Raw genomic sequence first — 11604 nt, 5'->3', positions numbered from 1 at the left:
CGGAACCCGTTCGGGCACTGTGCTTTCCGCGGTGCAGGACGGGATGCGAAGGGATGTGTGGCCGCCCGCGGAGACGAGTCCGGCGGACGGGACCGTCGAGGTGCACTCGTGCCACGGGCCCGCGCGGCAGGTCGAGGTGCTGCGCGATGTGCTGCTGGGCGCGTTCGCGGCGGATCCGACGCTGGAGCCGCGCGACGTGGTGGTGCTGTGCCCGGACGTGGAGACCTACGGCCCGCTGGTGCGCGCGGCGTTCGGGCAGCCGTCCCCGGAGACCGGCGCGCGGCCGGCGCATCCGGGGCACGGGCTGCGGGTCCGGCTGGCCGACCGGTCGCCCGGCGCCGCCAATCCGGTGCTGGCCGTGCTGGACGGGCTGCTCGGGCTTGCCGACGGGCGCGTCACCGTCACCCAGGTGCTGGATCTCGCTGCGGCCGAACCGGTCCGGCTGCGCTGCGGATTCGACGACGACGATATCGAGCGGCTGCGCGAATGGGCCGCCGAGACCGGCGCGCGGTGGGGGATCGGGCAGCGTCAGCGGCAGTCGTTCGGCCTGGGCGACTTCGCGCAGAACACGCTCAACGCCGCCGTCGACCGCATCCTGCTCGGGGTCGCGGCGGGCGAATCCTCCGAGGACTGGCTGGATCTGGCGCTCCCGCTGGAGGACGTGGACTCCGGTGACGTGGACCTGGCGGGTCGCTTCGCCGAATTCGTCGACCGGCTCGCGGTGTGCGTCCGCGATCTGCGCGGCCCGACTCCGGCCGAACCCTCCGGCTCGGTGCGCCCGGCGCACGAGTGGGCGCAGGTGCTGGTGCGCGCGGTGGATCTGCTCACCGATGTCACCTACGCGCAGACGTGGCAGGCGGTGCAGGCGCGCCGGGAACTGACCTCGGCGCTCGAACATGCCGGGGATATTCCCTTGCGGCTCACCGATATCGCCGCATTGCTCCAGGCCCGGCTCGCGGCCCGGGGCTCGCGCGCGAATTTCCGGACCGGCGAGCTGACCGTGTGCACGATGGCGCCGCTGCGGTCGGTGCCGCACCGCATGGTGGTGCTGCTCGGACTCGACGACGACGTCTTCCCGCGCCCCGGCGGCGTGGACGGCGACGACGTGCTGGCGCGCGACCCCAGGGTGGGCGAGCGGGACGCGCGCAGCGAGGACCGCCAGCTGCTGCTGGACGCGATCATGTCGGCGGGGGAGCGCCTGGTGGTGCTGCACACCGGTGCCGACCCGGTGACCGGCGCGTACCGCCCGCCCGCGATCCCTGTGGCCGAACTGCTGGATGTGCTGCGCGCGCACGTGGGTGACGACGGTGTGGTGACCCGGCATCCGTTGCAGGCCTTCGATCGCCGCAACTTCGATCCGGTGCGGCCGTTCAGTTTCGACACCGTGGCGCTGGCGGGCGCGCGGGCGGTGGCCGCTCCGGCGCGCGACCGGGTGGCGTTCCTGCCCGGGCCGCTGCCGGCCGCGACGCGCGCGGATGTGGCGCTGGCGGAACTCGTGTCGTTCGTCGAACATCCGGTGCGGGCGTTCCTGTGGCAGCGGCTGGGCATCCGGGTGCCGGAGGAGGAAGAGGAGATCGACGAGCGGCTGCCGATCGAACTCGACGGCCTCACCAAATGGAATATGGGCGAGCGCATGCTGGGCGCGCGGCTCAACGGCGCCGATCCGGCGGCCCTGCGCGCGGCCGAGTGGCGGCGGGGCACGCTGCCGGCCTTCGGGCTGGGCGCGGCCGTGCTGACCGAGGTGGAGGACACCGTCGACCGGCTGGTCCGCGTGGCCCGGCCGATGCACGAGGTGCCCTCGCGGACCATCGATATCGCCGTGGACCTCGGCGACGGGCGGCTGCTCAGCGGTACCGTGCCCGATGTGCACGACGACGCGCTGGTGCGCACCACCTTCTCCCGGCTGGCCGCGAAACATCGCATCGCCGCCTGGGTGCGGGTGCTGGCCCTGGCGGCGACCGGGCGCAACCAGGGCTGGCGCGCGGTCACCATCGGCCGCGGCAAATTCGGGCGTCCCGCGTGGCGCTCCACCCTCACCGCCCCCAATGCGGCCGCGGCCCAATCGATCCTGCGCGACCTGGCCGATCTGCGCGACGAGGGCCTGGCCGAACCGCTGCCGATCACGCCGACCGCCTCGGCCGTCTACGCCGAACGGCGGTGTCAGGGCGCGGATGTCGATGACGCCCGCCAGGCCGCCGACCAGGAATTCCTCGGCGGCCCCAACGGCCCCAAGCCCTTCGGCGACCACACCGACCGCTACCTCCGCTACGTCTGGGGCCCGGCCCCCCGCCTGGAACACCTGGAAACCCCCCTCCCCGAACCGGACCCCACCGGCGAGGTCACCCGCTTCGGCGCCCTGTCCCGCCGCCTGTGGAACCCGTTGCTGGCCAACGAATCCCAGGGACAACCATGACCGACGAACTCTTCTCCCTCACCGACCTCGACCCTGCCCCCCGTCCCCGTCGCCGCCCCCGCCCGTCCACCACCCACCCCGCCCCACCCCCACCCGAAACCCCCGACCTCCTGTCCCTCCCCACTCCCGCACCCCTTCCCGACTCCCGCACCCCTTCCCGCACGCTGGACGAGGTGCGAGAAGACGCAACGAGTGCGGGAGTCGACGAAGCCACGGCAGTGGACGACGTCAGCGCTACGCCGACCGACGCCGAGGGCAGTGCCCCGTCGGTGGAGGGGGTCGAGGGGGAGAGGTTCGAGTTGTGCGGGGAGTTGCCTCGGGGGACGACGGTTCTGGAGGCCAGTGCGGGGACCGGGAAGACGTATGCGATCGTCGGGCTGGCGGTGCGGTTCGTGGCCGAGGTGGGGGTGGACGTCTCGGAGTTGTTGCTGGTGACGTTCAGCCGGGCGGCCACGCAGGAGCTGCGGGAGCGGACGCGGGACAAGTTCGTCGCCGTGGCGGCGGGGCTGGCGGATCCGGAGGCGGCGCGCGGGAGCGAGGACGAGCTGATCCGGCATCTGGCGCAGGGGGATTCGGCGGAGGTGGCACGGCGGCGGAACCGGCTGCTGGCGGCACTGTCGGACTTCGACTCCGGCACCATCGCGACCACGCACAGCTTCTGCCAGCGAATGCTCGACGAACTCGGGCTGGCCGGTGAGCACGATCCGCGGGTGCGGCTGGTGGAGAACGTCGACGACCTCGTCGCCACCGCGGCGGACGATCTGTACCTCGCCCGCTACGCGCGGGGCGGACCGCCGTTCGCGGTGAAGGAGGCGCATCAGCTGGCCGCGGCAGCCGTGCAGGACCGGCACGCGCGGCTGGTTCCCGACGAGGAACTCGGCGCTCATCCGGGCGCCGAGCGCGTCGCCTTCGCCGCCGCCGTGCGCGCGGAAACCGAACGGCGCAAACGGCTCTCGGGCCTGCGCGACTTCGACGACCTGCTGGTGCTGCTGCACGAGGTGCTCGCCGATCCGGCGCACGGCGAGCAGGCCTGCCGCCGGATCCGCCGCCGGTACCGGGTCGCGCTGGTCGACGAATTCCAGGACACCGATCCGCTGCAGTGGGACATCCTGCGCCGTGCCTTCCACGGCCACGCCACCCTCGTGCTGGTCGGCGATCCGAAACAGGCGATCTACGCGTTCCGCGGCGCGGAGGTGCTCAGCTACCTGGACGCGGTCGCGCACGCCGACAGCCGCCGCGAACTCACCACCAACCGGCGCAGCGACGCCGGACTGCTCGCCGCCCTGGAGCATCTGATGGCGGGAGCGGCACTGGGGCACAAGGAGATCACCGTCTCCCCGGTGGCGGCGGTCCGCCCGCGTACCCGGCTGTCCGGCACCCTCGAGACGCCGAACCCGTTGCGGCTGCGGTGTTTTCCGCGCACCGGCGCGGGACCGCGCAACGGTGCGGGCTTCCCGTCGGTCGGCCGCCAGCGCGCCCGCGTCGCCGAGGACGTGGCGGCCGATATCGCGCGTCTGCTCGACTCCGGCACGCATATCGGCGACACCCCGGTGGGCCCCGGCGATATCGCGGTCCTGGTGCGCACTCGCGCGCAGATCGATCTCGTGCGCGCCGCCCTCGACCGGGTGGGTGTGGCCTCCGTGCTGGCCGGCGGCGCCAGCGTCTTCGGCACCCAGAGCGCCGTGGACTGGCTGTGGCTGCTGCGCGCGCTCGAACAGCCGCATCGCGGTGACCGGGTGCGCCTGGCCGCGGGGACGCCGCTGCTGGGCCTCTCCGCCGCCGACATCGATTCCGGCGGAGCGGATCTGGTGGGCCGGCTGAGCACCCAGCTGCGCGAGGCCGCCCGCCTGTTCGGCCGCGCCGGATTCGCCGCCGTGTTCGAAAAGCTCTCGGCCGAAACCGAACTCGCGCCCCGGCTGCTCGGGGTCGCCGGGGGCGAACGCCAGCTCACCGATCTGCGCCACATCGCGCAACTGCTGGACCGGGTGGCGCTGCGGGAATCGCTGGGCCTGACCGCGCTGACCCGCTGGCTGGCCGACCGGGTGCGCGATCCGGCCTCCGGCGCGGTGTCCGACCGCAGCCGCCGTCTGGACCGCGACGCCGCCGCCGTCCAGCTCGCCACCGTCCACGCCAGTAAGGGCCTGGAGTTCCCGCTGGTGTACCTGCCGTTCGCGTGGGACAGCGCGAAGAACCCGAACCCGGTGACCCTGCTCTTCCACGACGGCGGCGACCGGGTCCTGGACGTCGGCGGCCCGGAGGCGCCGGGCTACGCCGAGCGCAAACGCCGCAGCGACGCCGAGGAGGCCGGGGAGGAACTGCGCCTGCTCTACGTGGCGCTGACCCGCGCCCAGTGCCAGGTGGTGGCGTGGTGGGCCCCCGCCTACGGCACCGCCTTCGCGCCCCTGCACCGGATGATCCTGGGCCGCCTGCCGGGCAGCGCCGAGGTTCCCGGCAAGAGCGAGGTCCCCACGGACGACGTTGTGCTGGAACAGCTCTCGGCGTGGGCCGGATCGGCCGGTCCCGATCTGGTCGCGGTCGAACCGGTGGCGCGGGTGTCGAAGGTCCGCCCGCGCTGGGACCGCGACGAGACCGAATCCGGTGAGCTGGCCGCCGCCACCTTCGACCGGGCGGTGGACGCCGAGTGGCGGCGCACATCGTATTCGGCGCTGACTGCGGGCGCCCACGACAACCACGTGGCCGCGGAGGAGACCCCCGGCGGGTCCGACGAGCCGGAGACCCCGGCCGAGGTCGACGACGACACCGCCTTCGCCGGCGCCGCGCCGTCGCTGATGAACGACCTGCCCTACGGCGCCGACTTCGGCACCCTGGTGCACGGCGTCCTCGAACTCGTGGACACCGACGCCCCCGACCTCGCGGCGGAGGTGCACGCCCACTGCGTCCGCGCCGTCGAGGAACTGATGGCCGATATCGACCCGGCCGTACTCGCGACCGCGCTGCTGGCGGTCATGCACACGCCCCTCGGAACCGGTTCCCTCGCCGCCGTTTCCAGCCGCGACCGCCTCAACGAACTCGACTTCGAGCTGCCCCTCGCCGGGGGCGAGGCACCGTGCTCGGAGCGAGTCACGGTGCGCGCCATCGCGGGACTGCTGCGCCGCCACCTGCCCGCCGACGACCCGTTCGCCGCCTACGCCGACCAGGTGGAGACCCTCGAGGACACCGTGCTGCGCGGATTCCTCACCGGCAGTATCGATGCGGTGCTGCGTCTCGAGGGCCCGCGCTTCGTCGTCGTCGACTACAAGACCAACCGGCTGGGCACCGACCACCTCACCGTCGCGCACTACACCCGCGACCGCATGGCCGCGGAGATGATGCGCTCCCACTATCCGTTGCAGGCCATCCTGTATTCGGCCGCGCTGCACCGGTATCTGCGCTGGCGGCTGCCCGGCTACGACCCGGCGACGCATCTGGGCGGGATCCGATACCTGTTCGTGCGCGGCATGATCGGTCCCGAAACCCCGTCCGGTTGTGGCGTTTTCGACTGGGATCCGCCCGTCGCGTTGGTGCAGGACCTCTCCGATCTCCTTGCGGGTCAGCTGGACGGAGGCCCCGGGTGACCGCGATTCAGTTGGCGCAGCGGGCGACCGGGCTGTTGCGCACGTTCAACAACGCCGGGGTGCTGTCGGCCGCCGACGTGCACGTGGCCTTGCGGCTGGGGCGGCTCGGGCGCGAGGATACGGAGCTGGTGCTGCTGGCCGCGGCGCTCGCGGTGCGCGCGGTGCGGTCCGGATCGGTCTGCCTGGAACTGTCGCGGATGCACGAGATCGGCGTGGACGGCGAGGGTTTCGACACGGGCGATCCGGATGCCATCGATCCCGCGACGCTGCCGTGGCCGGAGGTGGACACGGTCCTCGCGGCCCTGCGGGGGAGCCCGCTGGTGGCAGGCAGTCCGGCCGGGCCGCTGCGTCCGCTGCGGCTGGTCGAGGCCGAGGGGTTCGGCCCGCTGCTGTACCTCGACCGGTACTACCGGCAGGAGCAGACCATCCGCCGCGTCCTCACCGAACGCGCCGCCACCCACCCGCTGATCGACCCGGAAACCGTTCGGCGGCAACTGGATCGGCTGTTCCCCGGCACCGCGGGCCTGGACCGGCAGCGGGTGGCCGCGGCGCTGGCCGCCACCCACTGGACGACGGTCGTGGCGGGCGGCCCCGGCACCGGCAAGACCCACACCATCGCCCGCATCCTGGCGCTGTTGACGGCGCACCAGCAGGCCGTCCCCGGTTCGGCCGCGCTGCGCATCGCGCTGGCCGCCCCGACCGGCAAGGCCGCCGCCCGCCTGCAGGAATCGGTCCGCGAACAGGCCGGCGAACTGGAACTTCCGGAGCTGACCGCCGCCACGCTGCACCGACTGCTGGGCTGGCAGCGCGGGGGCGCCACGCGCTTCCGCCACCACGAATTCAACCGGCTGCCCTACGACATCATCGTGGTCGACGAGACCTCGATGGTGTCGCTGACGATGATGAGCCGCCTGCTGCCCGCGGTGCGGCCCGACACCCGCCTGGTCCTGGTGGGCGATCCGGACCAGCTGGCGTCGGTGGACGCGGGCGCCGTCCTCGCCGACCTGGTCGCCGGGCCGGTCGCGGCCGAGCCGAATCCGCTCCTCGGCGAGATCCTCGGCGGCACCGATCCCGACGCCCTCACCCAGCGGGAACGAGATCGGCTGCGCGGGGGCATCGTCCGGCTCACCCGCGGGCGGCGGTTCGGCCGGCGGATCGCGGATCTGGCGGTCGCGGTGCGCGCGGGCGACGCGGACACCGCGCTGGCGCTACTGGCCGAGGGCGGGGACGACCTGTCGCTGCGCGAACCCGACGACACCGCCGCCGTGCGCGCCGACGTCGTCGGAACGGCCCGCGACTCGACCGCGGCGGCGGGGCGGGGCGACGCGGCGGCGGCCCTGGAGGCCATGGAATCCCATCGCCTGCTGTGCGCCCACCGGCAGGGCCAGTTCGGCGTCGAACGCTGGGACCGGCTCGCCGCCGGATGGGTGGCGGCCGCGGGGATCGGCACGGAACCCGGTGCGGGACAGTGGTTCCCGGGCCAGCCGCTGCTGGTCACCGCCAACGACCACGAGGCTCGCATCTACAACGGCGACACCGGCGTCATCGTCCGCGCGGCCGACGGCTCGCTGCGCGCGGCCCTGCAGCGCGGCGCCGAACCGTACCTGGTGCACCCCACCCAGTTCCCCGGCGTCACCACGGTCTACGCCATGACCATCCACCGCAGCCAGGGCAGCCAGTACGGCACGGTCTCGGTGGTCCTGCCCGGCCCCGAATCCACCCTGCTCACCCGCGAACTGCTCTACACCGCCATCACCCGCGCCCGCCACCACGTCCGGATCATCGGCACCGAGGAGGCGATTCGCGCGGGCATCGCCCGCCGCGTCCTGCGCGCTAGTGGTCTGCGGATCCCGGCCAAAAGCGTGCCGGGATAAATGAGGGTGCTCGTGCCGGGATAGGTGCTGGTGGTCGTGCCGGGATAGGTGTGGGTGGTCGTGCCGGGATAGGTGTGGGTGGTCGTGCCGGGATAGGTGCGGGTGGTCGTGCCGGGATAGGTGCGGGTGGTCGTCCCGGGATTGGTGCGGGTGGCCGTCCCGGAATAGTCGGCCGAGCGTGGCGGTTCCGATCTGTTCCCGGCATGCTTTTGGCCGGGATCTCGCAGCGAGTATGCACACCGAATCCGATAGCCAACCGGCATAGTGGGCGGTCAAACCGGTGGGTGCGTGAGTTCGTAAGGGCGACTGGGGAATCGGGAGAGAACCTGTGACAGTGCTGCTAATCTGGAGCGGCCGTCCGGTTCTTCCGGGCGGTAACGCTTGTCGGTAAGTTGCTTCGCACGGCTGGGTTTCGTGCGAAGTGTGTTGTGCTGCAATGGTTGTGAGGTGAACACTCAGTGTCGTCCGGCCCGCGTACCGCCACGACCGGGACGTGCCCGGTCCAGGGGTCTCCCGTAGATTCCGACGACCCCCGCACGCTGCTCGATACCCCGGAGTTCGCGGCCGACCCGCACGGCTTCTACCGGGACATGCGGCGGCGGTACGGCTCGATGGTGCCCATCGAACTGTCCCCGGGCGTCCCGGCGACGCTGGTCATCGGGTATCGCACGGCATTGCGGATCCTCAACGACCCCGAGCACTTCCCGGCCGATCCGCGGCACTGGCAGGACACGGTCCCCGAGGACTGCCCGGTGCGCCCGATGCTGCAGTGGTACCCCAACGCGCTGCGCAACTCCGGCACGGCGCACGCCCGCTACCGGCAGGCCTACGTCGCCGCGATCGACGGAATCGACCTGCACGCGCTGCATTCGACGGTGGAGTCGATCGCCGTCCCGCTGATCAACACCTTCTGCCAGGACGGTTCCGCGGATCTGTTGTCGCAGTACGCGTTCCCGCTCGTCTTCGAGTCGCTCAACCGGATCGTCGGCTGTTCGGCCGATATCGGGCAGCGGGTCGCCACGGGTATGGCCGCGCTGTTCGACACGGTCAACGCGGCGTGGGGCATGCAGCATCTGTCCGAGGCGCTGATGGAGCTGATCCAGATGCGCCGCGACGAGCGCGGCGACGACGTGACCTCGCGCCTGGCGCACCACCCGGCCGCCCTCACCGACGAGGAGATGCTCTACCAGCTGATCAGTTTCTACGGCGCGGGCATCGAGCCGATGCAGAACCTGATCAGCAATACGCTGCTGCTGATGCTCACCGACGACCGGTTCGGCGGCGGGATGCTCGGCGGCAGCATGTCCACCCGCGACGCGCTCGACGAGGTGCTGTTCAACGACCCGCCGATGGCGAACTTCTCCGTCACGTATCCGCGCCAGCCGATCCTGATCGACAGCGTCTGGTTACCGGCACACCGCCCCGTCGTGATCAGCCTCGCCGGCTGCAACAACGATCCGGCCATCGCCGGCGGCGACCGCACCGGCAACCGCTCCCACCTCGCGTGGAGCGCCGGTCCGCACGCCTGCCCCGCGCGGTCGGTCGCCTATCTGGTCGCGCAGGACGCGATCGACCAACTGCTCGATGCCCTGCCCGAACTCGGGCTCGCGGGGACGACGGCCGACATCACCTGGCGGCCCGGCCCGTTCCACCGCGCCATGGCGGCGCTTCCGGTCACCTTCCCCGCATCCCCTCCGTTGAATCTTGCGTAAGGAGAACCCGATGGCGCACGATCCGATCGTCCTGGACCTCACCGGCACCGATATCCAGGGCGAGTCGGCCCGGATCCGCGAACTCGGCCCGGTCGCCCCGGTCGTGCTGCCGGGCGGCGTGCCCGCGTGGTCGGTCACCGACCAGGCCGTGTTGCGCAGCCTGCTCGCCGACCCACGGGTGTCCAAGGATCCGCGTCAGCACTGGGCGGCGTACGGCAACGGCGAGATCACCGAGGCGTGGCCGCTGCTGCCGTGGGTGGCCGTGGACAACATGTTCACCGCCTACGGCCCGGAGCACCGGCGGCTGCGCAAACTGGTGTCCCCGGCGTTCACCCACCGCCGCACCACCGCGCTGCGGCCGCGGATCGAGGAACTCATCACGAGCCTGCTCGACGATCTGGCCGCCACTCCGCCGGGCGAGGTCGCCGATCTCCGCACCCGCTACGCCTATCCGGTGCCGATCCGCGTGATCACCGAATTGATGGGCGTGCCCGACCATCTCGGCGCGCCCATGCACAAATGCGTCGACGGCTTCTTCGATACCTCCTTCACCCCCGAACAGGCGCAGGCCAACTACGTCGAGATGTTCGGTCTCGTCAGCGAACTCGTCTCCTATCGCCGCGAGAATCCGGGCGACGACATCACCAGCGTGCTGATCACCACGCGCGCCGAGGACGACGGGTCGTCGCTGACCGAGAAGGAACTCGTCGACACCCTCATGCTCGTGATCAACGCCGGGCACGAGACCACGGTCAACCTGCTCGACCAGGCGATCACCGCCTTGCTGACCCATCCGGAGCAGCGCGACGACGTGGTCTCCGGCCGGGTGCCGTGGTCGGATCTGGTGGAGGAGACGCTGCGCTACCAGGCGCCCGTCGCGCACCTGCCGCTGCGGTACGCGGTGGAGGACATCGATATCGACGGCGGATTCCGGATTCCCAAGGGGGAGGCCATTCTCGCCTCCTACGCCGGCGCCAGCCGCGACCCGAAGATCCACGGCGAGACCACCGACGTCTTCGACGTGCACCGCAAGACCAAGGACCAGCACGTCGCCTTCGGCTACGGCGCGCACCACTGCCTCGGCGCGCCGCTGGCTCGCATGGAGGCGACCATCGCGCTGCCGGCGCTGTTCGAGCGGTTCCCGGGGCTGCGATTCGCCACGGACGCTTCGGAACTGGTGCCGATGGGCAGTTTCATCTCCAACGGTCACCGGTCCCTGCCGGTGTACCTGGACGCCGCGGCGTAGCGGTCAGCCGGCCGGCTCGAAGATTCCCGGAATCGTCAGCGCGAGTTCGACGTCCTCGCGCCGGCCGAGCGTGACCAGCACGCTGCGGATCATGGTGAGCCGCGCCGCGGCCACCTCGTCGGGTGCGGGTTCCGGGGCGGCCCCGGCCGATACCCGGTAGACCACGAACTCGCACACCTGTAGCGCCGTATCCAGATCCAGCGGGCTGGGCGCCGGACGCCCCAGCGCGGCGAATTTGGTGCGGACCAGCGCGCGGATGTCGTCGAACGCCTCCTCGCGATAGGCCGAGACCGGCGAGGCCGGATCGTGCAGCTCGGCGAAGACCGGCCGCAGCATCGGGCCGTGCCCGCGCGCCCAGTCCAGATAGGCGTCGATGATCCCGATGCCCAGCTGCACCGGCTCGTCGGATCGTTCCAGCGCCGCGCGGATGCCGCCGACCAGCCCCTCGTTGGAGGCGGTGAGCAGGACGTGCAGCGGCGCTTCGGCATTCGCGAAATACCGGTAGTAGGTCGGCCGCGAGATACCCGCGCGCTCGAGGACCCGCGCGACGTTCAGCCCGCGCGACCCGTGTGCGGTGAAGACGTCGGCGGCGGCCAGCACGATCCGGGCGCGGACCTCGTCGGCCTGTTCGCGCGTCTGTGGCGGGCGGCCCCGGCGGGCACTGCTGTGCGCCGCGGCCACGCCATCGTGCGGCATCTGTGACACCTCTCAGCTCGGGTGCGCGCCGCTTGACAGGACGCGCGGGAACACGATTAATCTAACACCAGTGTTAAGCTAACACTGG

At 71.9% G+C, this 11604-nt stretch carries 6 protein-coding genes; 5 read left to right on the top strand and 1 reads right to left on the bottom strand.

Going from position 1 to position 11604, the window contains the following annotated elements; all coding sequences use genetic code 11:
* From ON41_RS16640 to ON41_RS16620, 5 genes are all read left to right on the top strand, one after another.
* Positions 1-2413: exodeoxyribonuclease V subunit gamma (locus ON41_RS16640; protein ID WP_040748571.1), on the top strand; the 2413-nt coding region annotated here is incomplete at its 5' end.
* The gene (locus tag ON41_RS16635) at positions 2410-5988 is read left to right on the top strand and encodes a UvrD-helicase domain-containing protein (RefSeq protein WP_083905404.1); all 3579 of its coding nucleotides are present in this window, start codon (positions 2410-2412) and stop codon (positions 5986-5988) included. The genes ON41_RS16640 and ON41_RS16635, both read left to right, overlap by 4 nt.
* On the top strand, positions 5985-7862 hold the full coding sequence (gene recD, locus ON41_RS16630) for an exodeoxyribonuclease V subunit alpha (RefSeq protein ID WP_040748558.1): 1878 nt from the start codon (positions 5985-5987) through the stop codon (positions 7860-7862). The genes ON41_RS16635 and recD overlap by 4 nt, the downstream gene beginning before the upstream one ends.
* Before the next feature lie 458 nt (positions 7863-8320).
* Positions 8321-9574: a cytochrome P450 family protein gene (locus ON41_RS16625; protein ID WP_040748557.1), complete on the top strand. Its 1254-nt coding sequence runs from the start codon at positions 8321-8323 to the stop codon at positions 9572-9574.
* A gap of 10 nt (positions 9575-9584) precedes the next feature.
* On the top strand, positions 9585-10820 hold the full coding sequence (locus ON41_RS16620; protein WP_040748556.1) for a cytochrome P450 family protein: 1236 nt from the start codon (positions 9585-9587) through the stop codon (positions 10818-10820).
* Between the two features lie 3 nt (positions 10821-10823).
* On the opposite strand, the gene ON41_RS16615 is transcribed toward ON41_RS16620, so the two are convergent.
* Complete coding sequence (locus tag ON41_RS16615; RefSeq protein ID WP_040748555.1) at positions 10824-11516, bottom strand: TetR/AcrR family transcriptional regulator; 693 nt, start codon at positions 11514-11516, stop codon at positions 10824-10826.
* Between the last annotated feature and the right edge of the window lie 88 nt (positions 11517-11604).

The sequence above is a fragment of the Nocardia transvalensis NBRC 15921 genome, from assembly GCF_000308875.1.
Taxonomy (GTDB): Bacteria; Actinomycetota; Actinomycetes; order Mycobacteriales; family Mycobacteriaceae; genus Nocardia; species Nocardia transvalensis.
Note: the sequence above shows the minus strand (reverse complement) of the source record. Positions and strands in the feature narration are given on the sequence as shown.